This window comes from Lysinibacillus sp. NPDC097279 (genome assembly GCF_044761745.1).
GTDB lineage: Bacteria > Bacillota > Bacilli > Bacillales_A > Planococcaceae > Lysinibacillus.
Window position 1 is genome coordinate 89,074 of sequence record NZ_JBIWDA010000007.1, and the last position, 25,720, is coordinate 114,793.

The window sequence follows — 25,720 nt, forward strand, 5'->3', positions numbered from 1 at the left end:
CAACCCTCGCTAACGCGCGGCTTGCTGCGTCTTACGCTGTGTGCGTTCCCGCAGGAGTCTACGTGGATTTTTCCTTTGTTAGTTTAGAATGCAAAGCCTAGAAATTATATGGGTGACTGGCACCTTTTAGACTATGTGATTGTAGTGGAGGGTTGCTCGACTCTTGCGGGATAAGCGTGAGACTTAAGGCCCGCACGTAGCGCAGCGAAGGAGGAGGCTTAAGCCACGCCCGCGGAAAGCGAGCAACTCGTAATGGAAATCAATTAACACTTTGAAAGGGACAAGGCGCGTCTACAGTCTTACAGCTCCAATGTTATTCAACATTGGAGCTGTTTTTCTTTGATTGAGCATCTATTGTATTTAAAAAATCTCTTGTGATGCGTACTACATATTTTACTTCGTCTAAATTGCGCTCTCTTAATAATGAGCGATGAATGTCGAGCATAAGATTTTTCTCTTCAATATCAGTAACACCCGATAATCTTTGGAAATTAAAAAGTTCCTCTGGTGCAATATCTAACGCTTTCATAAGCAACTCTAAAGTACTTAACGTAATATTGGATTGCCCGTGCTCAATATTGGAAATGCGACCTTTACTAAAACCTAACTTCCCCGTTCTCTCTGCTACTTCTTCTTGACTAAGCCCTTTGGAAACTCTAATGATACGGAGTTGTTCACCTACTAGCTTTAAAAAGTCTGACATATCACTCACCTCTATGTAAAAAGCTAGTGAAAAACAATGATTATGCATATACCATTAAAGTTATATAATGTAGATAATGTTACATTAAAATGGTACAATAATCATTATTAAAATGTTATGCAATAGAATTTCTAGTTTTTTGGACCGTCTTCCCATGCATTTTTTAATTGGTTATGTAGGAATATGAAAGCTCTTTAAGAATGGAGGATTTAAACTTGTTGGAGCGTTATAGACTTGATGAAGTAGCTCTTATTGTTGCTAGTTTAACAACACCAAATATTTCAGAGTGCTCAAAAATAGGTCAACCTCTTATTACTGCAAAAACTTTAAAAGGGTTAGCGCTTGACGGTGATGTTCGTAAATTAACTAATTGGAATGCAAAAGATAATATGCTTTTTACGTGTACGAAGGTGCCAGCAAAAACAATTATTCTTGCCCGAAATGACTTGGGTAGTGCTAAAAAATATATTTTTCATTGTGAACAAGAAGTATATATTGCGAATGATGTAGTTGCGATTATACCGAATGCATCAATTCTATTAAGTGAGTATTTATATTATTTCCTACAATGGTATGAGCCAAAAATAGATTGGAGACAATTGCATCATATAAAATTAGATGTACCATCTTTAGAAATCCAAGAACATATTGTCAAGCTGCTCAAAACAAGTCAGCTTTTATTGAAAAATAAAAAATCATTGCTTGCTGTTGTCGAGGAGCTACCAATGCATATTCAAAACATTTCAAAGCAAACTGAACAACATGCTAACCAACTAAAGGACGGGTTTGACCAACTTCAAACGTTATATCATTTGGCACTACATAAAATCTTTACTGGAGAGCTATTTCAGTTCCAAAACAAAAAGTGTAAAAGAAAGCCTTGAGATTACATGAATAAAATAAGTCGGTGTTAAAAGGAATACCGCAACACCGACTTGATAACATAAACGATATGCAGTTAAATTTCAATTATAATAGGCAAAATCATCGGTTTTCGTTTCGTTTGCGCAAACAAATATTGACCAACGGCTTTTTTAATTTCGCGTCTTAAAACAAATAGTTGTTGTTTATTTACCTCTTGTAACTCGTTAATTGTAACTTTTACAAGATCATTCACTTTATGAAGAAGTTCCTCTGACTCTTTTGCATAAACAAATCCTCGTGATGTAGTATCTGGTTCTAAAATAATTGACCCATCTGTCTTGCTAAGTGTTAACACGATGACGAGCATACCATCCTCCGATAGTTGTTTACGATCACGTAATACAATGCCTTCAACTTCACCAATACCAATACCATCAACATACGTATCACCAGATGGAATTTTTCGTGTTTGCCTAGCTTTCGATTTTTCGATATCAACAACATCCCCATTTTTCATAATAAAGGTATGTCCTCTTTTGACACCGACAGATTCTGCTAACAAACGGTGTTGATGTAACATGCGGAATTCTCCATGGATCGGAATAAAAAACGTTGGTTTCATAAGTGTTAGCATAAGCTTTAAATCTTCCTGATAACCATGTCCAGAAACGTGCATGCCAGTGTTACTGGATGAACCATAAATGACATTTGCCCCAAGCTGAAATAAATTATCGACAATTCGCGAAACACCTTTTTCATTACCTGGTATTGGAGAGGCAGCTAGAATAACAGTATCGTCTGGCAAAATTTTTACTTCACGATGATTGCCACTAGCTAAACGAGAAAGTGCGGCTAATGGCTCTCCTTGACTCCCTGTACATAACACAACTACTTCCTCTGGTGGGAGATACTTCACTTCACGGGCATCGAGTAACAAATCATCGGGCATTGTTAAATATCCGCGCTCTAATGCAACATCTACAACATTGACCATACTACGACCTAACAATGCTAGTTTCCGATTCGTTGCGATAGTGGCGTCTACAATTTGTTGAATTCGATTTACATTGGACGCAAAGGTAGAAATGATTATTTTGCGTTCAGCATGTAGAAAGGCCTCTTCAATATGATGCCCTACAAGCTTTTCTGATGGTGTTAATCCTGGACGTTCAGCATTTGTACTTTCAGAAATTAATAATAATACACCTTCAGATCCGATAGCTGCCATCTTGTGGATGTCAGCAAACTGATTATTTATTGGTGTTAAATCAAACTTGAAGTCCCCAGTATGCACAACATTGCCTTCAGGTGTTTTGAAAACAATACCTAAACAGTCAGGAATACTATGATTCGTTCTGAAGAAACTAACATCAATCTGTCCGAAATGTAGCGAGGAGTCAGAGCGAATCTCTATTAAGTCAGTTTCTCTTAGTAGCTTATGCTCTTTTAGTTTTAACTCAATTAGCCCTAATGTAAATCGGGTAGCGTAGATGGGCACATTAATTTTCTTTAAAAGGTACGGAATACCACCTATATGATCTTCATGCCCATGAGTGACAATCAAACCTTTAATTTTTTCTTTGTTCTCCTGTAAGTATGTGATATCAGGAATAATCAAATCAATGCCGAGTAGGCTTTCATCTGGAAACTTTGCGCCACAATCGACTATAAGTAAATCATTTCCATACTGTACAACATACATATTTTTTCCGATTTCGTTAATGCCACCTAGGGCGAAAATGGATAAAGCATTATTTGCTGCGTTCAATTGAATACCTCCGTTTAAACGTTTTCCGATATGTTTTAGTATTGCTCGCGTTTTTAATCTTATACTTTTGTGGGCCTTTAAAACGCTTCTTATATAAATAGAGAATGACAAAAACCGCTATTGGATATGATAAGTGCATTAATGGAGGAGTGTTGGAGAATGAAGGAATTTAAAATAACCTATTTCTTTGATGAGATTCATTATGTTAGACGATTTATTCATATTGAATCACAAGAAAAAGCACAGCAATTGGTTAAAAGTGAGCGCGATCAATATATTGCTTTTACAGATAGCAGAGGAATATATCATGAATTACACACAAGAAATGTTCGAGTTATCCAAGTTTCCGAGTATCATCGAGTTGATAAAACGAAGGACACATAATCTTAGTATGTTTACACACATTACTATAAAGGAGTGTGACAACATGGATAAAGAAAATGTGCCACCTGAGAAAAGAATGTTTATGAACTTATCAAGCAAAGACAAGCCAGATATGGTTGATTCGGATACCATTAGTATTTTTGATTTGCATGAAGATATGCAAACAGTCGATATTATTCCAATTGAAGAGCTCAATAAAAGGGTAAAACGAGAAGGCGATGAATTGATTGAAATGCAGCCAGATGAATTATAGAGAGGAAGAATGCGCTTTTGTCATTCAAATGAAGAACTAAGTGAAACGTAACATAAATGGCAGTGAACTTTAACATATAAATAGCAAAAACGAAAACTGGACTTAAAATGTCCAGTTTTCGTTTTTTGTTTTGGGCGGCTCATCCTATTTCCGCATTAAAAGGCCAATTTTTTATCAAAAATAAAAAATTAAAAAGAGAAATATGATTTTTAAAATAGTCAAAATTAAATGATGTAAATATTATTTAAAAACTTTAATAAAAATAATATTTAATTTTAGAAAATAAGTAGTAATTTTGCCTTTTTAATTTTCTCAAAAAAAAGATATAGGAGGAAAAAATAAGATTCATACAAGCATACTCATTGAACTTATACGCTTTTAAAAAGAATATATTTTATCAAGAGTATGATTTGTTAATAAATATGGAAAATAACAATAGTCTTTTCAAAGGCGTTGAAAGCCTAACGATCTCTTCTTTATTAAGTAACGCCGATAAAAGTAAACTTGATTATAAAATAAACGAACTTTTAAATAAAAAAATGACTAAATATACTGATCTAATAGTATTTTAACGTAATCTCGATATGCCATTTACATTGGATTTATCCGAATGAATTTTAAAAGTGCCCAACGCAATTTTAAGCTAGATATAAAAGAGCAATTATCCCCTATTTTCTGTTTACTCTAATAGCCTTGCAATCTACACGAACAATGAATTTAGTCTTTATTCAACTTTCTGTAGTAGTCAATTTTTTTGATGATTTTCAAATCTAAAAAACATGGAAAGTTCACGTTATGCATGTTTTAAAATACTATAAGGCGGATAAACAATAAAGAAGTACACATAATCTATACACTTTTACACACATTAACGATAAAGGAGTTTGACAACATGAATAAAGAAAATGTGCCACCTGAGAAAAGAAAATTTATGAACTTAGAAAGTAAAGATAAACCCGACATGGTTGATTCAGATACAATCAGTATTTTTGACTTGCATGAAGATATGCAAACGGTTGATCCCATTCCCGTTGAAGAGCTCAATAAAAGGGTGAAAAGAGAAGGCGATGAATTGATTGAAAAGAAGCCTGATGAATTATAGAAAGGAATGAATTTGCTTGCAAAATAGGGATGAAGAGCAACTTACGGCGTCTGGTACGAATATTAATGATGTAAAACAGAAAAATGCAGAAGCAGGTCTATCCTATAATGAAGTGAAAGAGCTACTAGCTAAAACGGGTGGGTATGGTACTGGCAAATATAGTGATACAGATAGTGAAGAAGTGAGAGCGCAAAATAATCAATCAATGCGTAATATGTAATAGTGGAGGGAGTGCGAAATATAGTCTGTATTTCGTGCTCCTTTTGTTGTACATTACAATCATCGTAGAAAGGAGTGTCATGTAATGCAATATGAAGAAAAAAGTTGTCCTTTATGTGGGAAAGACAATCAATGTGGTGTAGCAGAAGGCCAGGATGCATGCTGGTGTATGAACGAAAAATTTCCTGAAGGTATAATAGGGGCAGTCTCTAACGAACCTAAGAAGTGCATTTGCCAAAATTGTTTACATACATATAAAAACATCTAGCTTTCTCTGTTTCATTATCTTGGTGTCCGTTGGTACAAATGTCTATCGCACAACAACCTACCTGGCATACATTACTCTGAAAGGAGTGTGTCTAATGTCGAAACCAATTCCACTTAGTAATGTAACTCAGGCATATTTAGAGGAAAACAAAAGAATAATCAATAAGATGATGCAAGGTATGACTTATGTAACAATAACGTGTAGCATATCTGAAAACTTCATTAAACAGATTATTCCCCATCAAATAGCGGCAATTAGAATGTCAGAAAATGTGTTGCAATATACAACGAATATACCTGTTCAAAATTTTGCATTAGAAGTTATACAAACTCATACTGAAATCGTCGAAAGTCTAGAAGCAATACAAAATAGATGCTGTATCGTACAAAATTCAGAATATGAATTATATGAATATATGTGTACTTTTAAAGAAATTGCTGAAACGATGTTCCAAGCATTATGCTCACCACCAACCTCTAATAGTATTAATATAAATTATCTTCAAGATATGATTATTCATCATCAAGCTGGTGTACGTTTAGTGCAAAACGTTCAACGATTCTGCATATGCCAAGAGTTAATCCCAATTCTTCAATGTATGATGCAAACATTATGTTGTCAACTTGAAGAAATGCAAAAATTACTTGATGCGCTACAAGATTGTGATTGTTAAAAATAAAACGCTAAAATTGTTCGCAATTTTAGCGTTTTATTTTGCTGATAATAGAATTAAATGGCTTCTTATTGGACTCGTTCCAGCGGGCATTTAGCTCAAGCTCGTCCTAATAGAGTCGCCACTATCGGCTAAAATAAATGGCTTTTTTTGTGGAGAAAGAATTGAAGGTCTCTATATTTTGCATGGTTGTCATGGAGGATTAGTTTTACTGAGCGATAGGTCGTTGCGAAATTATGTAAGTAGGCAGTACTAGCAGATTGGAGTGGAAGGCGTGACATTTCTACAGGAACAGCACGAGCGGAAAATCCATTTTTGTGGCGATTTGCTGCAAAAATTAGTTGGAGCCGTACCTGCGGAAAGGAAGCGCCTGGAACGGCAATCAACTTGCACTAAAAAAGGGTGGAAGTAATAACTTGCAACACCTTAGCGGACATCAATGTCCGAGCCTTATTAGTTGTAGTTTCACGCTGTTTGAGAAGTTATCCGTGTTTGAAGGACTTCTATTAGTCTCTAAGTATCGGTCATTTAAATGCCGACTGCATCTTTAGCTTCGAAAGACGATGCACACATAAATGTGACAGTTCGTTTGTCGCTATCATATAGACACCATTCACGATGATCAACTACTGAGCCAACATTGATGCGATATTGCTTTGCTTGCAACTCAATTGGTTCTCCAAAATGAATACGGATCGGCAACTTTTTATTTTGACGATATATTCCTGATTCATGACTATGTCCGAAAAAAAGAAGCTGCTTATCAATAGAAGGAAACTTCGGCTGCCATGAAACACTCCATTGGAATTGGTGTCCATGAATTAGCATTGCCCCTTCAATATCCATTGTTTCAGGCAAAGTTATAAAGCGCTCAATTCCTGTAACGTGTGTAATGCGTTCTTCTTGATTGCCTCGAATAGACGGGAATGTCAGCAGTTTTTCAAAATCATTATCGATAATCGCGGCTTTTTGCAAAGGCAATCCTGATATTGTTTTTGCTTTTTTCTTACTTACTTTACATTCATATAAGTCGCCTAATCCTATTATTTCAGCATCTTTCGCTGTTTGTTGTATATGAGCTAATACTGATTTTGTATCATCAATATTAGAATGTAAATCTCCTAAAAGTGCATACAGCATAATAATCACGCCTTTCTTTTTCAAAATATTTTACAAGTATCATACACCTAACAGAATTTGATAGAAAAGTAATATGTATAAGAATATTTTGTGACATAACTTACATATTTTGAATGTGTGGAAAAATTGCTAACAAATAAGTTGCTTGATAAAATAGTTTGTGTAATCTAAATTTTCTGAAAAATGTTAGTAGAATTGTATTTTAAAGCTTTTAATTAGCTTTAAAGCGTTTGATACGCTCGAAAAATCAAAAGCTGAGGTGTACGTAAGGACTAAAAATGAGGGGGTATATGATGACGGTATTTATGACGGATATTTTACAAAAATACGCTACAGAGCAGACGGATGCGATTGCAACGATTTATGAAGGTGAAAAGGTAACTTATGGCGAGTTTAATCAGTATGCAGAAACGTTTGCAGCCTATTTACAAGAGCAAGGCTATGAGAAAAATGATGTCATTGCGCTATATACACTTAATTCCGATTTGTTTTTAATTGCTTACATCGGTATCCAGCTAGCAGGTTATGTTGTGATGCCTATCAATACAAAGCTTGCAGCACGAGAGGTTGACTTTATCGTCAATCATTCACAAGCAAAAGGACTCATTTATGATGAGAGAATAGAAGAAGTACTAGCGGATGTTCCGTATTCATTTCAACATGTAATCGGATTGAAAGATATGAAAGAGGTTATCCAAAACTATAAAGGGCAAAGGAAGATACTACAATTACAAGCGAATGATACTTCTGTTGTTATGTATACGTCTGGTACAACTGGGAAGCCAAAAGGGGTAATGCTGACGCATCAAAATATTGCTTCGACAGCGGATATTTGGTCAGCATCGATGAATATGACGAACGAAGACAGCATGTTTATTTGTACGCCTTTGTTTCATTGTGCAGGCCTCCATGTATTTGCGATGCCAATGTTCTATAAAGGCGGTGCGGTCATTATAGAGGAAAGCTTTTCGCCGAAAAATACGTTACAACAGCTGATAAAAACAGAGGCTACTATTTTCTTTGGAGTACCTTCGATGTATACGATGATATTAAATACCCCTGAATTTAAGGATCATTCCTTTATGAATTTACGTTTATTATGTTATGGTGCAGCACCGATGCCATATGAGCTTGTGAGGCAAGTTAAAGAAGCATTGCCGAATGTAAAAGTTCAAAATCTATATGGTCAAACAGAAAATTCACCTGCTGCAACCTCTCTTTTAGATGCAGATGCATTAATCAAAATTGGTTCAGTCGGAAAGCCGTTAGCACAGACAGAAGTGCGTGTTGTAGATAGCTATGGGGAAGCTGTACCAGCGGGCGAAGTTGGTGAAATTTGCGTTAGAGGGCCACAAATCATGAAAGGTTATTTACGCAATGATGAAGAGACCGCTCGTGCCATTCAAGATGGTTGGCTTTATTCAGGTGATTTAGGACGCTTTGATGAAGAAGGTTACTTATATATCGTCGATCGTAAAAAGGATATGATTATTCGCGGTGGGGAAAATATTTATCCGATTGAGATTGAAGAAGTGTTATATCAGTTGCCAGCCATTTTAGAGGCAGCCGTTGTTGGCTTACCACATGAAGTGTATGGTGAAGTACCAAAGGCATTTGTCGTCTTAAAAGATGGGCAACTGATAGATGAAGCATCCATATTATCCTATTGTCGTTCGCAGCTTGCAAAATATAAAGTGCCTTACGAAATAGAATTTTTAGAACAGTTACCACGCAATGCATCAGGAAAGGTGTTAAAGCATACGCTTCGACCACAAATAGCAAAATCTTAAAAGTATAGGATTTTGTCAATCCATTGAAAAGTAGCATGATAAAATATGAACACCTATTAAATTAGCGTATAATAAAGCTACGACAAATTGTAAAAATAGAATAGAAGATTATATATTTCTTCGAATGAGATAGGAGCGGAATTTGTCTTGTGGAGTGATTATAAACGACTTTTAATAGTGAGTATTATGATTATCATGCTACTTTCTGGTTGTAATCAATTAACACAGCAGAGTCGATCAAAGAATCAATTAACTGTTTTAACGGTAGAATTTAATAGTGGTGCACCAATTCCGAGTCTCTATATAACAATGACAGATACGGAAACAGGTAAGAAAATTGAAGATGCAGTAGGCTCTGAAGAGGGAGAGGCTACTTTTTCAAACCTTGTAGAGGGTAGGGAATATACGATTACGGCAACAACGCTAAATAACAATGGTGATAACGGCTATACGACAATTGAAAAATTTACGTATGATGTGACGAAGCCTTATTATCGACTGCCGACGCATTCCTCAAGAGCAGAGCAGGAGCTTGCTGTTCCAGTAATCATGCAAAAACCAGAGCTTCCCCAAGGTTGTGAGATTACGGCACTAACGGCTGTTTTAAATTATTACGGCATGAATATTTCAAAGCTTGAAATGGCAGATAACTATTTGCCGAAGCAAAATATATATACATCAGCTAATCAACGCTACGGACCGAACCCAGCGCTTGCGTATGCTGGTAATCCACGTGATAAGGCAAATGGTATGTATGTATTTGCAGCACCGATTGTCAAGGCTGCGGAAGCAGCTATAGCAGATAAGCAGGCAAATTTACGTGTAACGGATATGAGCGGTGCATCTCAGAGTGAGATTTTAGAGCTTGTAGAGGAGGGAGTACCTGTAGTTGTATGGGTTACCCTTGATTTATCGACACCTAAAACATCTGCAAATAAAGGATGGATTTATGAAGGTGAAACGAAAAAACGTGAAGCCTACATCAACTTACATGCCGTCGTATTAACTGGTCATTCAGATCAGCAAGTTGTCGTTATGGACCCATTACAGGGCAATGTATCCTACAATGTTGACGAATTTTTCAAGAGCTATAAGGAGCTAAATATGCAAGCAGTAGCAGTTCATAAATAAGAAATGGCGCAAGTTTCCTATAGAAAGGAATGCTATTGGAACGCAGTTTTGACTGTAGTAAAATATGTTACACTAATAAAAAACTAAAGTGAGTTGAGTAGAATGGCCATTGAGCACGCTTTTTTACCAGTTTTATTGGGCGATGAAATGAATGCTTACGGCATGGCGCGAGCATTTTACGAGTCCTATGGCGTCAAACCACTTGCATTAAATCATACGAATATGGAAAAAATTCAACAAAGTGATTTATTAACTTTTCGTGAAGTACCAAGATTGCACATTGAAGAGCGTTTTGTTGTTGCTTTAAAAGCAATCGCAGAAGAGTTTGCAGATAAAAAATTATTACTTTTAGCTTGTGATGAGTTTTATGTAAAAAAAATTGTAAAGCATAAAGAGGAATTATCGAGTTTATATGTTATCCCTTATGTCGATGAATCACTTGCCAATCAATTACTAACACGTGAAAGCATGTATCAGCTTTGTGCAACATATGGCTTCCATTATCCTGCAATGCATGTTTGTACGGTAAATGATTACGAGCAATTGACGATGCCATTTGAATATCCTATTGTCATCAAGCCTATGAATATGACGAAGTACGCAAGTTGTATTTTCCCAGGTAAGAAAAAGGTATATACTGCACATAATGAGGATGAAAAAGATGCGATTTTTCACGCAATATATAAGGAATCTGCCTATCGGGATGATTTAATGGTTCAGCAATATATTCCAGGTGAAGATGCCAATATGCGTGTTGTAAATGCTTATGTTGGACAAGATCACAAGGTCAAGCTACTATCAGTAGGAAACCCAATTTTAGAAGAACATTCACCTGACGGTATTGGACGCTATGTTGCCATTATGACGACTTACAACAAGGAACTAATGGATTGTGTTAAAACGTTTCTTGAGGCGTTGCAATTTCAAGGCTTTGCTACATTCGATATGAAATATGATGAACGAGATGGGCTGTACAAATTATTAAGTATGGAATTACATAATGAACTATCGAATTATTATGTGACAGCAAGCGGCTATAATTTAATGCAGTATGTAGCGGATGATTTTATTCGTGGAAGTAAACAGCAGCTAACATATGTGCAAAACAAGCACCTTTGGACGATCGTGCCCAATGGAGTATTATTTAAATACGTATTAAATGAACAACTTGTAATTGAAGCTAAAAGTCTGATTCGACAAGGGTTAGCAACAGATTCTATCTTTAATTATAAAGATATGAATGCGAAGCGTTGGTTGAATGTAACACTTGATAATTTAAGCTTCTATCGCAAATATAAGAAATATTTTAACAACAAAGGTCTGTCTAACTCATGAAAAAACAAACTTTAGGTATAATTGGTGGCGTCGGTCCACTTGCAACAATGTTTATCGGCGAAATGATTGTAAGACGTACGAAAGCAACAAAAGATCAGGAGCATGTACATACGATTATTGATAATGATACAAATATTCCTGATCGGACGGCTTTTATATTAGATAAAACAAAAGAAAACCCTGTTCCAGTTTTAATTGAGGATGCAAAAAAGCTAGCCTCTGTTGGAGCAAATTTAATTGCCATTCCGTGCAATACGGCACATACCTTTTATGATGAATTAGCACAAGGCTCTCCAATCCCTGTGTTACACATGATTCGTGAAACGGCGAAGCGTGCAAATGATTTAGGGGCAAAGCGTGTTGGTATTTTAGCGACAACGGGAACATTAACGTCACGTATGTATCAAGATGCATTAGAGGAGTTTGGCATAACACCCGTAATACCCGATGATCAAATGAAAGAAAAAGTAATGGCGATTATTTACGATTATGTGAAGGCTGGTAAGGATGTCACACAGGAAGATTGGCTGCCTATCGAAGAAGCGATGCTAGCCCTGGATTGTGATCGTATTGTGCTAGGCTGCACAGAGTTGTCAATCGTCAATCGAGATTTAAAATTAAGTGACAAATATATAGACTCATTAATCGTCTTAGCTGAATGCGCTATTTTAGCGTGTGGCTATGAATTAGTGGAGTAACATTTGGCTCACCTGTTGTAAAAGGTGAGCTTTTTTAATCCATGTCTAAAAATAAAAGAGTATCGCACAATATAAAGAAGGAAAATGCTTGTGCACAGCTAGTGTGTTAAACTAATGTCAAGCAGGATAATAAGGTGGGAATTAACATGTCAGTAATAAATTTATTAAAAGAAGAATTACAAGCAAAATGGAACTTTGAAGAACCGATGAAAATTCAAGAAGAAATGATTCCAGCAATGCTTGAAGGCAAAGATATTGTTGCAGAATCACCAACAGGCTCAGGGAAAACATTGGCCTATGTGTTGCCTTTACTTAATAAAGTAAATGGATCGAAAAAGCAAACACAAGGATTGATTGTTGCGCCATCTCAGGAATTAGCAATGCAAATCGTTGAGGTCATTCGTGAATGGATAGCGGGAACTGATATTACAGTACAACAGCTTATTGGTGGTGCAAACTCTGCACGACAAATTGAGAAGTTAAAGAAAAAGCCAACAATCGTAGTTGGTACGCCAGGTCGCTTAAATGAGCTAGTGCGTTCAGGTAAATTAAAATTAAAAGAAATTGAAACAGTTATTTTAGACGAATGTGATCAGCTATTAAGCCGCGAGTATCGCGTTGTGGTGAAATCATTTATCGAAGGGTCAGCATTCGGTCGCCAAGTAGTTGTTGTTTCTGCCACAATTACTGAGGAAATTGAATTAGTCGCAAGCCGTATGATGTTTGAGCCATTACGCTTTAAAATTAAACCTGAGGATATGGTAAAGTTCGGTAAAGTTGTGCATTCGTTCTTGAAAGTAGAAGAACGTGATAAAACAGACTTCCTACGTAGACTATCACATACAGAAGGCTTACGTGCCCTTGCTTTCGTCAATAATATTGATCAATTGTTAATGAAAGAAACGAAGCTACAATATCGTTCAGCACCAATTGTGACATTACATTCTGACATGAAAAAGGAAGAACGTAAAAAAGCGTTAGATGCATTCCGTAAAGGAGATGCGCGTGTTTTAATTGCCACAGATATTGCGGCGCGTGGTTTAGATATTGCTGGTTTAACACATGTTATTCATGTCGATGTTCCACGTACAATTGAACAGTATTTGCATCGCTCTGGTCGTACAGGTCGTGCAGGGGCAGATGGTGAAGTACTAACATTGCTTTCATACCATGATGAAAAAACATATAAAAAGTGGACACGTGAAATTCCAGGCAAACCCGTGCAGAAAGTATGGCATGATGGCGAGCTCGTAGAAGGAAATTCAAAAACAATTGGGCAAAAGCGAGGGAAATAATATGACGTTTGAAGAAAAATTACAAGCATATGCAGAGCTAGCGGTTAAGGTTGGTGTCAATATTCAACAAGGGCAATACTTATTAGTGAATACATCGGTGGAAGCTTTAGACTTTGCTCGTCTAGTGGTGAAGGAAGCCTACAAAGCTGGAGCTGGCCGTGTTCATGTTAATTTTTCAGATGATGAAATGGACCGTGCTTATTTTGAGCATGCGTCTGACGAGGAATTTAATCGTTTCCCAGAATGGGTTGTTAAAATGCGTGATGAGCTAATCGAACGCAAAGGGGCATTGTTATGGATAGATGCTGCAGATCCTGACAAATTAACTGGTATTCCAGCAGACCGTTTAGCAACACATCAAAAAGTATCAGGCGCTGCATTGAAAAACTACCGTAATGCTGTCATGAAGGATTTAATCGCATGGTCTATCGTAGCCGTACCTTCTGAAAAGTGGGCAGGAAAAGTATTCCCGAATTTAGAAGTTGAAAAACAAGTACCAGCTCTTTGGGAAGCCATCTTTAAAACGGTGCATATTGGTGAGGGGAATGCGGTTGAAAACTGGCGTACACATGTTGCAAATTTAGAATCGCGCGCTGCATTATTGAACAATAAAAAGTATGCAAAACTTCATTATACTGCACCAGGTACTGACTTAACGATCGCATTAGCACCTCAGCATAAATGGCTTACAGGTGGTAGTAAAACACCTGATGATACCATTTTCATCGCCAATATGCCGACGGAAGAAGTATACACGTTGCCAATGAAGCAAGGTGTAAATGGCTATGTTAGTAATACAAAGCCATTAGTTTACCAAGGCAATATTATCGATGGCTTTAAGCTTACATTTGAAGAAGGAAAAATTATTGATGCACAAGCACAAGTTGGGCAAGACCTTTTACAAGAGTTAATTGCAGTGGATGAAGGTTCTTGTTATTTAGGTGAGGTAGCACTTGTCCCACATGAGTCCCCAATCTCGGCATCAGAAATATTATATTTCAATACATTATTTGATGAAAATGCTTCAAACCATTTAGCTATCGGTGAAGCTTATCCAACTTGTTTAGAAGGTGGAAGAGATTTAGAAAATGGTCAACTTGAAGCGTTAGGTGCGAACATTTCTGTTACACATGAGGACTTTATGATTGGTAGTGGCGAAATGGATATTGACGGTATTTTACCAGATGGTACTGTGGAGCCAATTTTCCGTAAGGGTAGCTGGGCTTTTTAATAGACTAACATTAATAACATGTGAGGTGAGCAGATGAAACGACTATTGAGCCTAGTAAGTATAACGGTGCTTTCGTTGACACTTGGTGTTTCATCTGCTTTTGCGCGGGCTGAAAATTATGTGGCGCTTGGCGATTCATTGGCAGCTGGTCAAACACCGTATCAGGAAATTGATGCAGGCTATAGTGATCTTATCGCGATGCGTTTAGGAAAGATGGGGCAGCTGAGTGCCTATACGAAAGAGCTCGCGTTCCCAGGCTTTACAACAGCGGACGTTTTAGAGCGAGTAAAGTCAGAAGAGGCACGTGCAATCTTAGCAAATACTACACTTATTACGATTTCTGCAGGCGCCAATGATTTACTTCGTTTAGTGCAGGTCAACCCAACTGCTGGTACATTAGCGTTTTCACAGCTTCAAGTTGACTACGCTTTAAATATGGCACGAAAAAATATGGCGGCTATATTGGCAGAGTTAAAATTACGTGCACCAAAAGCGAAGGTATATATTATGGGCTATTATTTTGCTTATCCAAATGTGCATGCAACACAAAAAGAGGGAACAAATGCACAGCTCTTAAAGTTAAATACAATTTTAGAGCAACAAGCTGAGCAGGCAGAGATGACTTATATAAATGTCTACGATGCTTTTGGGTTGCAGGCTAATCACTACTTGCCAAATATTGCAGATGTCCATCCTAATTTTGAAGGTTATCGGCAAATGGCAAATGCCTTTTTAACATCTTATAATGGTAGCGATATGCTCGCAATACCTACTACTGAGTTACCAAATCCTAATCCAATGACATTTCAGGAGATATTAGAGAAACAGGCTAAGTCCAAGGAAAAATCAGTAGAAGCGAAACAGGAGAAAGTTTCAACCGTCAGAAACATTCAGGGCTTTATTGGCTATGCTACATTTATAGAAAAAGCCAAAGCGAATCAGCACTCGCAACTACGACAAATCTAGGACATGAAAGAGACAAAAAGCTGTAACGTAAAAAAGTATGCTAAGTAAATGAACTGCCTCCTAATTAGGGTCAATTCAAGTAACTTAGCATACTTTTTTATTGCAGGGCAGGTGCCAGACACATTATACGAGTGCCAGTCACCGAAACAATTCTGAATTATACGAGTGCCAGTCACTGAAACAATTCTTAATTTTGCTAGTAGGGCATTTCTAATATCCAAGTAAAAATCCACGAAGACTCCTGCGGGAACAGCACAAGTTGTAAGACGCAATAGACCGCGCGACAGCGAGGGTTGCGGCTTACACTGTGCCCGTGGAAAGCGAAGTGGATTTTTACGAAATAGAAGGCTAAAAGAAAAGTACCAGTCACCGAAACAATTCTGAATATTACCAGTGCCAGTCACAGAAACAATTGAGGCTTTTTCCATATAAAAGATGTTGCCTTAAAGCAAGAATATCGTTAAATGCATGATAAAATAAAAGAAAAAGACAGGAGGCGCAAATACAATGAAATTATTCCATACTGCCGATTGGCATTTAGGCAAGCTTGTACAAGGGATGTATATGACTGAGGACCAACGCTATATTTTACAACAATTTTTGCAAGCTATTGACGAAGAAAAGCCAGATGCAATTATTGTAGCAGGCGATTTATATGATCGCTCAATGCCACCTGTAGAGGCGGTTAATTTATTAAATGATGTTTTAGCAGAAATTGTACTAGAAAAGAAAATTCCTGTGTTAGCAGTCGCTGGAAATCACGATAGTGCAGGTCGATTAAATTTTGGTAGTCGTGTCATGCGTGATAGTGGATTACATATAGTAGGTCAGTTCACAAAAGAACATTCGCCTATTGTACTAAACGACGCGTTCGGTGAGGTGCATTTTCATCTTGTACCGTTTGCAGAGCCAGCCTCCGTCCGTACTATTTTAGAAGATGATACGATTCAATCACATCAAGATGCGATGCAAAAAATTATCGCACATATTAAACAAACGATGGATACAACAAAGCGGAATGTATTTATTGGACATGCCTTTGTCACGAAATACGGCTATGAGGAAGAAAACACGAGTGATTCAGAACGCCCACTCTCTATAGGTGGTTCTGATTGCGTCGATGCAGCGCTATTTAAGCAGTTCAACTATACGGCACTTGGACATCTTCACAAAGCCCATTTTGTATTGAATGAATCGATTCGATATGCAGGTTCGCCATTAAAGTACTCGTTATCTGAACATCTACATGAAAAAGGTTTTTTAATTGTAGATTTAGATGCAAGTGGGCACGTTGAAGTCACTAAACAAAAATTAGTGCCAAGACGAGATCTACGAGTGGTAGAGGGCTCGATGGACGATTTATTAAAACGCCCACCATGCGAAGACTATGTTTTTGTACGTTTAACAGATACGACGCCAGTTGCTTCACCGATGGAGCGAATTCGTACTGTATTTCCACATGCGATGCATATTGAACGAAAGGCGTCTCGCATGCAAGAAGACCGTGAAATACAAGCAATTGATATAGAAAAAGTAGAGGATATTGATTTATTCCGTGGCTTTTATGCTGATATTTTGGGTGAACAGCCCGATGCAGACACTGAGCGTCTATTTATAGAAATGTTACAGGAATTATTAGAAGAGGAACGGGAGGCAGTGCGATGAAACCACTCAAGTTAACGATTACTGCTTTCGGTCCTTACAAACATACAGAGGTTATTGATTTCCAACAGCTTGGTGAGTATCGGTTATTTGCTATATCAGGAAAAACGGGTGCTGGCAAAACGACAATCTTTGATGCCATTTGTTATGCACTCTATGGAGCAGGGAGCGGAGAGGACCGTCAGGATACAGCAATGCTTCGAAGCGGTTTTGCTGCAGATGATGTTTATACTTCAGTAGAATTAGTTTTTGAAATGAGAGGTAAGATCTATCAAATTGTGCGGCAGCCTGGTCATGTTAAAGCAAAAAATAAAAGCGTTACAGGTAAAAAAGTTGAGTTAGCAGAAATGAAGGACGGTAAACTTGACTTTAGTATTGTAGAGAAGCAGCAAACAAATGAAGTAGATAAAAAGCTGTTGGAAATTATAGGGCTAACAAAAGATCAATTTAGTCAAATTGTAATGTTACCTCAAGGAGAGTTTCGCAAACTTTTAACGTCAGACTCTACCAATAAAGAAGTCATTTTACGTAAAATATTTAAAACAGATCGTTTCAGTGCGATGACTAAAAAGCTGGATATAAAAAGGAAAGAAGCAGAAAAGGATTTAGAACATGCCCAGCAATTAAAAGAGCACTTACTGGGGCAAATTGCAGGCGTTTTACCAGAGCGACCATCAACACTATTTACTTGTATAAACAATAATACAGACAATGTGCATCAGCTAAAAAATGCTCTTGAAGAGGAGCAATTCTATTATAATGCTAGTATTCGAACGGAACAAATGCGCTATGAAGAAGCTTATGCAAATCATCAAAAAGAACAAGAATATTACAGTATGGCAAAGGCGCTAAACGAACAATTCGATCAACAGGCACAACGACAAGCACGTTTGCAGTTGCTGATGCAGCAACGAGAAAAGTATACTTCGATGGAACAAGAAATACAGTTAGCGGAGCAAGCAAATCGTCTCATTATGCTAGAACAACAGTGTGTGGACTTGCGGTCAGAACAAAATCGTAAAGAACAGCTTTATCAGCAGGCTACAATTAATCATCACGATGCAGTAGAACAGCTAAAGAAAGTGCAACAATTGTATACAGAGGAAGAAGCAAAAGAGCCAGAGCGTCAGCACATATTGCAACAGGAAATAGAGCTACTAGCGTTGGTGCCGAAATTTGAAGCATTTGAAAGTACTCAGCAAAATTTGGGGATAATTGAACAGCTTGTTGAAAGTTCAAAACGTGCAGTAGCTGATAATCTTGCTATTTTAGAAAAAGAACAGATGCTAGTTCGGCAATTAACTGCAACAATTGAGCAATATGAAAAGCAGATGGAACCTTATGCAGGCTATTTAGAACAGCTTCCTATACTTAAAGAGCAAGTAACACTATTAGCTCAAATTGAAAAATATGAGCGAGCGTGTAAGGAAGCTGAGCGAGCTATGAATAATGCCCATGAGCAATACCTAGAAAGTAAGCATGCGCTTCAAACAAAAGAGCAACAATGGATTACGGGGCAGGCTAGCATATTAGCAGCTAAGTTGAAGGACGGAGATCCATGCCCTGTTTGCGGTAGTACAACACATCAACTCACACATAGAGAGCCGTTAGAAGTAGTAGATGAAGCAGAGCTAGAATCTTTACGAGTGATGACCAATACAATGGAGCGTAAATATTTGGAGCAAGATGCAACGCTAAAAACAACTAAACAACTGCTTCAAGAGGCAACAGAGCAATTAGATGCTTATCATATTTCAATAGATAATCGATTAGAGCTGACATCTTCTTTACATTTTATTGAACAACAAGTTACAGTTTTAAAAATAGTGAAGGATCAACTGTCTGTCGCACGAACTAAGCAAAAGGGACAACACGAAAAAAATGAACAGCTACAACAAAAACAACTACAATTAGAGCAACATTTTGCAGAGCAGTCGAAAGAGTTAATAAAACAGCAAGCGATTGTAGAAGAACAGCAAAAGCAAATTCCGAAACACATACAGTCATTACAAGCGTTAAAACAAATGATTGCAGATGTAGGTTCGCAAAAAATGGCGTTACAGTCAGCTTGGAACGCGATTCAGCAAAATTTACAGGCGACTAAGGAAGCAACAAATAAGGCTTCTATGACAGAAGAACTTGCAAAAACAGCCTATGAGGAATTGCTAAATAAACTGAATGAGAAGCGTGAACAGTTTTTAGTAAGCATGAAAGATGTGGGGTTTGCAGCCTATGAAGAATACGCTGCTGCAAAGCGAAGTGATAGTGAAATCGAAGACTTACGGAAAGCATGTCGTGATTATGCCTTACAATCACATTCCTTACAGCAACAAATTGCAGATGGGGCAAAGCATCTTGAAGGAAAAGAAAAGCAAAATCTAGAGGAATTAGAGGAAAAGCTTGAGATGCTCCGTGCCACATATGAGGAAGCATTTAAAACTTTGCAACAGACGCAAAGCTATGCAAAGGCATGTGCTGATTTTATTGTTAAAGTTGAGGATACTGCAAAGGAAATACGTGTACTTGAACAAGAGGCAGGACGTGTAAAAGAGCTTTACACAGTGTTGAATGGCCAAAATCCGAAAAAACTTTCCTTTGAGCGATATATTCAAATTAATTATTTAGATAAAATCACTGCAGCAGCAAATATCCGATTATTCCACTTATCGAATGGACAGTTTGAATTGCGCCGTTCAGATCGATTAGAGAAGCATGCGAAGCAAAGTGGGCTTGGCTTGGATGTCTATGATGCGTACACAGACCAATTAAGAGATGTTAAAACATTATCAGGTGGGGAGAAGTTTAATGCATCATTAAGTCTTGCATTAGGTATGGCGGATGTAATTCAAAGCTTCCAAGGTAATATTCGTATCGAAACAATGTTTATCGATGAGGGCTTCGGTTCATTAGATGAGGAAGCGTTAAATAAAGCGATTGACACGCTAATTGATTTACAAGACTCTGGAAGAATGATTGGCGTTATTTCACATGTAGCTGAGTTGAAAGCTGCAATGCCTGCAGTATTACACGTCGAAAAAACGTTGAGCGGACATAGCACAACCCATTTTGAAGTAAAATAAGTGCCAGGCACACAAACAATTCTCAAACAATTTATAGATAACATAGTAAAACCCACGAAGACTCCTGCGGCTTACATTGAGCCTGCTGGAAAGCGATGTGGGTTTTTACGTTATAGGAGCCCATTGGCTATTATTTTTTGTGTGTCGTTACGTTAGGTGTTGTTCCTTTTTTTGCTGCGACCACTTTTTTGACAATCGGAATAACGATGGGCGCTAATTTTATTGCAGTTTTAACTACCTTCGATACTTTCATGAATACGACAGCTCCTTCATACTAAAAATTTTTAACGAATAACTCGTACAGCTTGAACAATATTCCAAATGACAATGCCTAATGAAACGAGTAAATAAATACCAAAAGATACAAACCATATGATAATAAATGTATTCCCATTAGAAGAAGGATCAAACGTGTTCAATGATATTGTAGAAAATACAAAGACGATAAAGAAAATGATACCAAAGATAAATGGTATTAAGTGAGATATAAGTGCTCTAATGGAATGTCTCTTGACATCACTATCTTTTGATACAAAATAAACGATTACTGGAACGATAAATGGTGCAAAAAAAATACTGAGATAACTAAAGGCAGATAAAATTTTTTGATTCTCCATAGTAGTCCCTCCTTTTAAATTATTTACGCATAGAAAACACGAAAGTTTCAAAAAAATTAATGTGGAAAAGGTTGTAATTGTAAAAGGGTTTACGTACAATGAGGATGTTCAACAAAATAATAAGATGTAACGACCACAAGGGGAGCTGATGATGTCAGCTGAGACTGGGCACGTAATGCCTTTACTCTTCGAACCTGTAAGTTAACGCTTGCGTAGGGATGTGGATAGAAACCGACACTTTTACGATGTGAGGCTCTGTCCTGGCATCGTTTTTTTATGCCAGTTGACATGCATATCAAAAAGATTTCTATTCCTGCTCTTGTATCCTACATCGGAACAAAGGAGAGAATAATAAAATGGACAAAAAAAGATTACTCATGCTGATGGAAATTGCAATTTTCGCAGCGCTAGGACTTGTACTCGATCAAGTTTCCTTTAAAGTATGGGCGCAAGGTGGCTCCGTAAGTCTAGTAATGATACCAATCATCTTAATGGCATTACGTTGGGGGCTCTTAGCTGGACTAACAACAGGTTTACTAATTGGAGTTATGCAAACGATGTTTGGCGCTTATATTGTGCATTGGCTACAAGGCTTGCTAGATTACGGAGTAGCATTTACGGTCGTTGGTTTAGCGGCAGTAGTACGTGGACCTATATTTAAAGCGACAGCCGCCTTAAACAAAAAGAAAATGGCCCTTTACATTGTAATCGGTACCGTATTAGCAGGTTTCCTACGTTATTTAGCCCATACAATTGCAGGGGCTGTATTTTTTGCAGAATATGCAGGCGAGCAAAACGCATGGATTTATTCAATCATATACAATGGAACATACATGCTTCCAGCAACAATATTAACAGCGATCGTTGGTGTGATATTATTTACAGCTGCACCCCAATTAATGCAACGAAAATCATAAACACGATAAGACTGTCCCAAAAGTGAAAATAGTATGCTAAGTGTAACTTAGTGTGCTATTTTTTTTTATAATTCAAGACAATTGGGTCGTTATTGTTAGTACCAGAACTTCTAAAAGGGTCTGTTTTTTACTTGTCTGGTACTTATGAAATAATGTTAGCATAGAATAATTAAAGCGTTTGGCGTTATGGACATATAAAGTTATGTTATATTAATGAATAGATATTAGATGAAAGGGACGTTATAAATGATTGTAAAAACGCAAGAAGAAATTGAAGCCTTTAAAAAAATCGGTCGCATTTGTGCAGAAATTCGTGAGGCAATGAAAGCAGCTACAAAACCTGGTGTGACAACACTTGAATTAGATGAAATTGCAGGCCGTATGTTTGCTGAAGCAGGAGCTATTTCTGGTCCTAAAGGTGAATATGATTTCCCAGGATACACATGTATTAGTGTGAATGAAGAAGTTGCCCATGGTATTCCAGGACAACGAGTTATTAAAGAAGGGGATATTGTCAATATTGACGTATCAGGTTCTTTAAATGGCTATTTTGCAGATACAGGTATTTCATTTGTAGTAGGTGAAGGGTACGAAGATAAGGAAAAACTTTGCCGCGTAGCAAAAAGTGCCTTTGACCGCGCTATGACAAAAGTAAAAGCTGGTTCTAAATTAAACCAAATTGGGAAAGCTGTTGAGCGTGAAGCTTATGCAAACGATTTAACTGTCATTATGAATTTAACAGGTCATGGTTTAGGGCGTTCATTGCATGATGAGCCAAACCATATTTTAAATTATTACGATGCTTGGGATTCAACAATTATGAAAGAAGGAATGGTGCTAGCTGTTGAGCCGTTTATTTCAGCGAAGGCAGAACATATTGTTGAAGCTGGTGATGGCTGGACATTTGTTACACCTGACAAATCATTAGTTGCCCAAATTGAGCATTCTATTATTGTTACAAAAGACAAACCAATCATTTTAACTTCGTTAGATGAAGCCTAAAATAAAGGCTAGATGAAAAAGCAGCTTACCGACTTATTTTCGGTAAGCTGCTTTTTTTTTAACAAATAGGATACCAACAATTAGGACACCACATAAAAATAATGCCGCTGTCGTCACGAGTAATTCATCAAGATGATTATGGAGCGCAATACCAATAAATGCCCAAATAAACACGCTAGGATAGACAATGTCGTAATAATGGTAACGAATATGTAAGGCGATAGCTACACTGATTGACAGTAAAATAACTGCCCAAAGTGGATTGCTAAGTCCAAAACCATGCCATCCATAAGATGTTAATGTAAAACTTGCATTTGTCATCATGATAAATGTAGACCAGGCAAAATAAAGTGATATGGGTAGTCGGCCAGATAAAGTATTATTTGTATACGGATAAGTACTATAAAGTAAAAATAAGTACAATACTAATATGACGGAGCAGCAAATAAAGACTATGAATAATTCATAATGCCAAAATAAAATAGAGAGCGCCTGTAATATGCAAACATTGCTAAAGAGAACAGTCTGTTTAATAGATGTCTTTTGAAAATTCATAACTAACCAATAAGCAAGCAAAATGTAAATTAATATCCATATCATATAACTAATATTAATAGGTGCAAACATTACGGGAAAACGATTTGAGATTTCTAACGAAGATTGACCATTTATTTTTATAAAATAGGATGAAAAGGTTAGGATGAGTGAGACAATAAAGGTTATTGTCATTAAAATAATCTTAGGCAAGGCTTCCTCTCCCTTCGTGTTAAATTGTATAGGGAAAAGACAAATAAGTATATGACTGTCACATAATATCTATTTCATTATAGCGGAAAACCCTTACAATGTATCAATGAATTTGCTTTAAAAAAACTACAATTTACCATTTGAATATGCATCCAAATATTTCTTTAGTACAATAGAAATAACCAATTTGAAGGAGTGAAATTTTTATGGCCCAAAATCTTAAAAATCTTGACCTATCGATTGAACTAGACAAAAAACTGTATAAAAAGAAATTAAAAGTACTTCAATATGAAATGTTAAATGCACAGCAATTTTTACTAAACAATAAAATCGGACTTATTCTAGTATTTGAAGGAATGGATGCAGCGGGTAAGGGTGGTGCTATTAAACGTCTGATTGAACGTGTAGACCCAAGAGGTTATATAGTCCATCCAATTTCAGCTCCACAGCCTCATGAACTACGCTATAACTACTTGCAACGCTTTTGGAGAAAGTTACCGCAGCATGGACAAATCGCTATATTCGACCGTTCTTGGTATGGACGAGTGCTAGTAGAGCGTATTGAAGGATTTGCAACTAAGGATGAATGGTCTCGTGCATATGAAGAGATTAACAACTTTGAAAAGATTTTAACTGCAGGAGACTACATTATTATTAAGTTTTGGTTACATGTATCAGATGAAGAGCAGTTGAAGCGTTTTAATGAGCGCGCGCAGGATCCATATAAATCATGGAAGTTAACGGATGAAGACTGGAGAAATCGTGAGAAATCTCCTGAGTATATAGAAGCGGCAAATGAGATGTTTGCTAAAACAGATAAGAAAAACGCGCCTTGGATTTTGGTGGCAGGAAACGATAAAAAACATGCGCGAGTACAGGTGCTACAAGAAACACTTGCACATATTGAACGCGAGGCACAAAAAAGAGGTCTACATCTATCAAACGTATTGGATAAGTCCCATTTAGAGGATGCTGAATCTTCCAGTATTGAATTACAAATACATTCTAAAAGAACAAGTAAAAACAAGTAAATAAATTGATTAGTGCTGTGATAACAAGACAAGACTGTTTTAGTTGTAGCAGCATCTTTTTTTACATACAATGAATATGTATTTACATTTATCGGAAGGCTTGTGGGGGAGAAATGGTGCTTAAAATTTGGAATTTATTAAGGAAAAAGGGTGGAAATGTGGTATCGATTCAAGGAAGAAAATGCTACGTTCGCACATTCCAAGAAAAAGATGCACAAAGCTTAATGGGTCTAGTAAGTCGAAATAAATATTTTTGGTCTACATATGAACCGTTACAGCGTCCTGAATACTATACAGTTGAAGCACAATATAAAAAAATTCAAGAAAGTTTATATTTAATGAACTCGAAGAGAGAATTTACATTTGGTATTTATGAGCTCGGTACAAATAATTTAATTGGGCATATTTCGTTGTATGCTATCAAGCGTTTACCGTATTCGAGTGCATTTGTTGGCTATGCAATGGATGAAATCTATATTGGAAAAGGGATTGTTTCAGAAGCTGTAGAATTAGTTGTGCAATTTGCCTTTGAACAAATTGGGTTACATCGAGTAGAGGCGTATGTATCAACTGAAAATAGTGCATCTATTCGCGTCTTAGAAAAATCAGGTTTTCAACAAGAAGGTTTGTTAAGAAAATTATTGTATATTAACGGTCAATGGGTAGATCACTATATGTATGCCCGCTTAGAGCCAACAGTATAAATACGCTATAAGCTATAAAAAGTGAAATGTAGTCGGGACAAAAGAGTAAAAAGTGTTAGATTGATGGCAGTCTAACACTTTTTTCTATGCCATTGTTGTGCGCTACGGCGGGCGCTTTCCGCGGGCACACCGTAAGCCGC

26 protein-coding genes and 1 riboswitch are annotated in these 25,720 nt (G+C 37.0%); of the genes, 20 read left to right on the forward strand and 6 right to left on the reverse strand.

Annotated elements, in window-relative coordinates; translation table 11 throughout:
* Positions 1–313: 313 nt before the first annotated feature.
* Positions 314–703 (reverse strand): helix-turn-helix domain-containing protein, encoded by a 390-nt coding sequence (locus ACIQ1H_RS20330; protein WP_340822280.1) that lies wholly within the window; start codon positions 701–703, stop codon positions 314–316.
* Positions 704–918: 215 nt separating this feature from the next.
* Between ACIQ1H_RS20330 and ACIQ1H_RS20335 the strand changes: the two genes are divergently transcribed.
* Positions 919–1,587: a restriction endonuclease subunit S gene (locus tag ACIQ1H_RS20335; protein WP_402891444.1), complete on the forward strand. Its 669-nt coding sequence runs from the start codon at positions 919–921 to the stop codon at positions 1,585–1,587.
* A 74-nt stretch (positions 1,588–1,661) separates the two neighbouring features.
* Here ACIQ1H_RS20335 and ACIQ1H_RS20340 read toward each other — a convergent pair whose 3' ends face one another.
* Positions 1,662–3,335 carry a ribonuclease J gene (locus tag ACIQ1H_RS20340; protein WP_402891447.1) on the reverse strand — a complete coding sequence of 558 codons (1,674 nt, stop codon included), beginning with the start codon at positions 3,333–3,335 and terminating at the stop codon, positions 1,662–1,664.
* Between the two features lie 159 nt (positions 3,336–3,494).
* On the opposite strand from ACIQ1H_RS20340, the gene ACIQ1H_RS20345 reads away from it, so the two are divergent.
* The 6 genes from ACIQ1H_RS20345 (at position 3,495) to ACIQ1H_RS20370 (ending at position 6,234) form a co-directional block, all read left to right on the forward strand.
* Complete coding sequence (locus tag ACIQ1H_RS20345; protein WP_139860655.1) at positions 3,495–3,719, forward strand: hypothetical protein; 225 nt, start codon at positions 3,495–3,497, stop codon at positions 3,717–3,719.
* 43 nt (positions 3,720–3,762) lie between these two features.
* Complete coding sequence (locus ACIQ1H_RS20350; protein WP_139860652.1) at positions 3,763–3,972, forward strand: hypothetical protein; 210 nt, start codon at positions 3,763–3,765, stop codon at positions 3,970–3,972.
* An 892-nt stretch (positions 3,973–4,864) separates the two neighbouring features.
* Complete coding sequence (locus ACIQ1H_RS20355) at positions 4,865–5,074, forward strand: hypothetical protein (protein WP_402891452.1); 210 nt, start codon at positions 4,865–4,867, stop codon at positions 5,072–5,074.
* A 16-nt stretch (positions 5,075–5,090) separates the two neighbouring features.
* Positions 5,091–5,294: a gamma-type small acid-soluble spore protein gene (locus tag ACIQ1H_RS20360; protein ID WP_173479600.1), complete on the forward strand. Its 204-nt coding sequence runs from the start codon at positions 5,091–5,093 to the stop codon at positions 5,292–5,294.
* An 84-nt stretch (positions 5,295–5,378) separates the two neighbouring features.
* Positions 5,379–5,561, forward strand: coding sequence for a cysteine-rich CWC family protein (locus tag ACIQ1H_RS20365; RefSeq protein WP_402891456.1), 183 nt, complete (start codon positions 5,379–5,381; stop codon positions 5,559–5,561).
* Positions 5,562–5,655: 94 nt separating this feature from the next.
* Positions 5,656–6,234, forward strand: a complete 579-nt coding sequence (locus ACIQ1H_RS20370) for a DUF305 domain-containing protein (RefSeq protein WP_402891459.1) — start codon at positions 5,656–5,658, stop codon at positions 6,232–6,234.
* A 528-nt stretch (positions 6,235–6,762) separates the two neighbouring features.
* On the opposite strand, the gene ACIQ1H_RS20375 is transcribed toward ACIQ1H_RS20370, so the two are convergent.
* Positions 6,763–7,374 carry a metallophosphoesterase family protein gene (locus ACIQ1H_RS20375; RefSeq protein WP_402891462.1) on the reverse strand — a complete coding sequence of 204 codons (612 nt, stop codon included), beginning with the start codon at positions 7,372–7,374 and terminating at the stop codon, positions 6,763–6,765.
* A gap of 293 nt (positions 7,375–7,667) precedes the next feature.
* Between ACIQ1H_RS20375 and ACIQ1H_RS20380 the strand changes: the two genes are divergently transcribed.
* The 9 genes from ACIQ1H_RS20380 to ACIQ1H_RS20420 all read left to right on the forward strand — a co-directional run bounded on the left by ACIQ1H_RS20380 (position 7,668) and on the right by ACIQ1H_RS20420 (position 20,562).
* Positions 7,668–9,164, forward strand: coding sequence for a class I adenylate-forming enzyme family protein (locus ACIQ1H_RS20380; protein ID WP_402891465.1), 1,497 nt, complete (start codon positions 7,668–7,670; stop codon positions 9,162–9,164).
* 147 nt (positions 9,165–9,311) lie between these two features.
* Positions 9,312–10,295 (forward strand): C39 family peptidase, encoded by a 984-nt coding sequence (locus tag ACIQ1H_RS20385; protein WP_402891468.1) that lies wholly within the window; start codon positions 9,312–9,314, stop codon positions 10,293–10,295.
* Between the two features lie 102 nt (positions 10,296–10,397).
* Entirely contained in the window at positions 10,398–11,630 is a 1,233-nt protein-coding gene (locus ACIQ1H_RS20390; RefSeq protein ID WP_402891470.1) for a carboxylate--amine ligase, read from the forward strand.
* Positions 11,627–12,328, forward strand: coding sequence for a cysteate racemase (gene cuyB / locus ACIQ1H_RS20395; protein WP_139860129.1), 702 nt, complete (start codon positions 11,627–11,629; stop codon positions 12,326–12,328). The genes ACIQ1H_RS20390 and cuyB overlap by 4 nt, the downstream gene beginning before the upstream one ends.
* Before the next feature lie 146 nt (positions 12,329–12,474).
* Positions 12,475–13,623: a DEAD/DEAH box helicase gene (locus tag ACIQ1H_RS20400; RefSeq protein WP_337980386.1), complete on the forward strand. Its 1,149-nt coding sequence runs from the start codon at positions 12,475–12,477 to the stop codon at positions 13,621–13,623.
* Position 13,624: 1 nt separating this feature from the next.
* Positions 13,625–14,854 carry an aminopeptidase gene (locus tag ACIQ1H_RS20405; protein WP_402891476.1) on the forward strand — a complete coding sequence of 410 codons (1,230 nt, stop codon included), beginning with the start codon at positions 13,625–13,627 and terminating at the stop codon, positions 14,852–14,854.
* 33 nt (positions 14,855–14,887) lie between these two features.
* Positions 14,888–15,820, forward strand: coding sequence for an SGNH/GDSL hydrolase family protein (locus ACIQ1H_RS20410; protein WP_402891479.1), 933 nt, complete (start codon positions 14,888–14,890; stop codon positions 15,818–15,820).
* A 507-nt stretch (positions 15,821–16,327) separates the two neighbouring features.
* Complete coding sequence (locus ACIQ1H_RS20415) at positions 16,328–17,485, forward strand: exonuclease SbcCD subunit D (RefSeq protein WP_402891482.1); 1,158 nt, start codon at positions 16,328–16,330, stop codon at positions 17,483–17,485.
* Complete coding sequence (locus ACIQ1H_RS20420; protein ID WP_402891485.1) at positions 17,482–20,562, forward strand: AAA family ATPase; 3,081 nt, start codon at positions 17,482–17,484, stop codon at positions 20,560–20,562. The genes ACIQ1H_RS20415 and ACIQ1H_RS20420 overlap by 4 nt, the downstream gene beginning before the upstream one ends.
* Before the next feature lie 130 nt (positions 20,563–20,692).
* Here the strand turns inward: ACIQ1H_RS20420 and ACIQ1H_RS20425 are convergent, their stop codons facing one another.
* Both ACIQ1H_RS20425 and ACIQ1H_RS20430 read right to left on the reverse strand, forming a co-directional pair.
* Positions 20,693–20,815, reverse strand: a complete 123-nt coding sequence (locus tag ACIQ1H_RS20425) for a hypothetical protein (protein WP_255639590.1) — start codon at positions 20,813–20,815, stop codon at positions 20,693–20,695.
* Between the two features lie 31 nt (positions 20,816–20,846).
* Positions 20,847–21,179, reverse strand: coding sequence for a magnetosome magnetite crystal formation protein family (locus ACIQ1H_RS20430; RefSeq protein ID WP_139860517.1), 333 nt, complete (start codon positions 21,177–21,179; stop codon positions 20,847–20,849).
* Positions 21,180–21,307: 128 nt separating this feature from the next.
* A riboswitch (TPP riboswitch) is annotated at positions 21,308–21,415 on the forward strand.
* Between the two features lie 120 nt (positions 21,416–21,535).
* On the opposite strand from ACIQ1H_RS20430, the gene thiT reads away from it, so the two are divergent.
* A complete protein-coding gene (thiT, locus tag ACIQ1H_RS20435) occupies positions 21,536–22,096 on the forward strand; it encodes an energy-coupled thiamine transporter ThiT (protein ID WP_139860519.1) in 561 nt (186 codons plus the stop codon).
* Between the two features lie 246 nt (positions 22,097–22,342).
* Complete coding sequence (gene map, locus ACIQ1H_RS20440) at positions 22,343–23,098, forward strand: type I methionyl aminopeptidase (protein ID WP_402891488.1); 756 nt, start codon at positions 22,343–22,345, stop codon at positions 23,096–23,098.
* A gap of 33 nt (positions 23,099–23,131) precedes the next feature.
* On the opposite strand, the gene ACIQ1H_RS20445 is transcribed toward map, so the two are convergent.
* On the reverse strand, positions 23,132–23,845 hold the full coding sequence (locus tag ACIQ1H_RS20445) for a hypothetical protein (RefSeq protein WP_173479590.1): 714 nt from the start codon (positions 23,843–23,845) through the stop codon (positions 23,132–23,134).
* A 206-nt stretch (positions 23,846–24,051) separates the two neighbouring features.
* On the opposite strand from ACIQ1H_RS20445, the gene ACIQ1H_RS20450 reads away from it, so the two are divergent.
* Both ACIQ1H_RS20450 and ACIQ1H_RS20455 read left to right on the forward strand, forming a co-directional pair.
* On the forward strand, positions 24,052–24,876 hold the full coding sequence (locus ACIQ1H_RS20450) for a polyphosphate kinase 2 family protein (protein WP_337980390.1): 825 nt from the start codon (positions 24,052–24,054) through the stop codon (positions 24,874–24,876).
* A gap of 113 nt (positions 24,877–24,989) precedes the next feature.
* Positions 24,990–25,580: a GNAT family N-acetyltransferase gene (locus ACIQ1H_RS20455; protein WP_402891492.1), complete on the forward strand. Its 591-nt coding sequence runs from the start codon at positions 24,990–24,992 to the stop codon at positions 25,578–25,580.
* Positions 25,581–25,720: the final 140 nt, after the last annotated feature.

Coding starts and splice junctions, on each gene's coding strand:
- ACIQ1H_RS20390 (WP_402891470.1), top strand. CDS start 10,398: ATGGCCATTGAGCACGCTTTTTTACCAGTTTTATTGGGCGATGAAATG.
- map (WP_402891488.1), top strand. CDS start 22,343: ATGATTGTAAAAACGCAAGAAGAAATTGAAGCCTTTAAAAAAATCGGT.
- thiT (WP_139860519.1), top strand. CDS start 21,536: ATGGACAAAAAAAGATTACTCATGCTGATGGAAATTGCAATTTTCGCA.
- ACIQ1H_RS20365 (WP_402891456.1), top strand. CDS start 5,379: ATGCAATATGAAGAAAAAAGTTGTCCTTTATGTGGGAAAGACAATCAA.
- ACIQ1H_RS20430 (WP_139860517.1), bottom strand. CDS start 21,179: ATGGAGAATCAAAAAATTTTATCTGCCTTTAGTTATCTCAGTATTTTT.
- ACIQ1H_RS20420 (WP_402891485.1), top strand. CDS start 17,482: ATGAAACCACTCAAGTTAACGATTACTGCTTTCGGTCCTTACAAACAT.
- ACIQ1H_RS20405 (WP_402891476.1), top strand. CDS start 13,625: ATGACGTTTGAAGAAAAATTACAAGCATATGCAGAGCTAGCGGTTAAG.
- ACIQ1H_RS20380 (WP_402891465.1), top strand. CDS start 7,668: ATGACGGTATTTATGACGGATATTTTACAAAAATACGCTACAGAGCAG.
- ACIQ1H_RS20455 (WP_402891492.1), top strand. CDS start 24,990: ATGGTGCTTAAAATTTGGAATTTATTAAGGAAAAAGGGTGGAAATGTG.
- ACIQ1H_RS20355 (WP_402891452.1), top strand. CDS start 4,865: ATGAATAAAGAAAATGTGCCACCTGAGAAAAGAAAATTTATGAACTTA.
- ACIQ1H_RS20415 (WP_402891482.1), top strand. CDS start 16,328: ATGAAATTATTCCATACTGCCGATTGGCATTTAGGCAAGCTTGTACAA.
- ACIQ1H_RS20375 (WP_402891462.1), bottom strand. CDS start 7,374: ATGCTGTATGCACTTTTAGGAGATTTACATTCTAATATTGATGATACA.
- ACIQ1H_RS20410 (WP_402891479.1), top strand. CDS start 14,888: ATGAAACGACTATTGAGCCTAGTAAGTATAACGGTGCTTTCGTTGACA.
- ACIQ1H_RS20370 (WP_402891459.1), top strand. CDS start 5,656: ATGTCGAAACCAATTCCACTTAGTAATGTAACTCAGGCATATTTAGAG.
- ACIQ1H_RS20330 (WP_340822280.1), bottom strand. CDS start 703: ATGTCAGACTTTTTAAAGCTAGTAGGTGAACAACTCCGTATCATTAGA.
- cuyB (WP_139860129.1), top strand. CDS start 11,627: ATGAAAAAACAAACTTTAGGTATAATTGGTGGCGTCGGTCCACTTGCA.
- ACIQ1H_RS20345 (WP_139860655.1), top strand. CDS start 3,495: ATGAAGGAATTTAAAATAACCTATTTCTTTGATGAGATTCATTATGTT.
- ACIQ1H_RS20350 (WP_139860652.1), top strand. CDS start 3,763: ATGGATAAAGAAAATGTGCCACCTGAGAAAAGAATGTTTATGAACTTA.
- ACIQ1H_RS20450 (WP_337980390.1), top strand. CDS start 24,052: ATGGCCCAAAATCTTAAAAATCTTGACCTATCGATTGAACTAGACAAA.
- ACIQ1H_RS20400 (WP_337980386.1), top strand. CDS start 12,475: ATGTCAGTAATAAATTTATTAAAAGAAGAATTACAAGCAAAATGGAAC.
- ACIQ1H_RS20425 (WP_255639590.1), bottom strand. CDS start 20,815: ATGAAAGTATCGAAGGTAGTTAAAACTGCAATAAAATTAGCGCCCATC.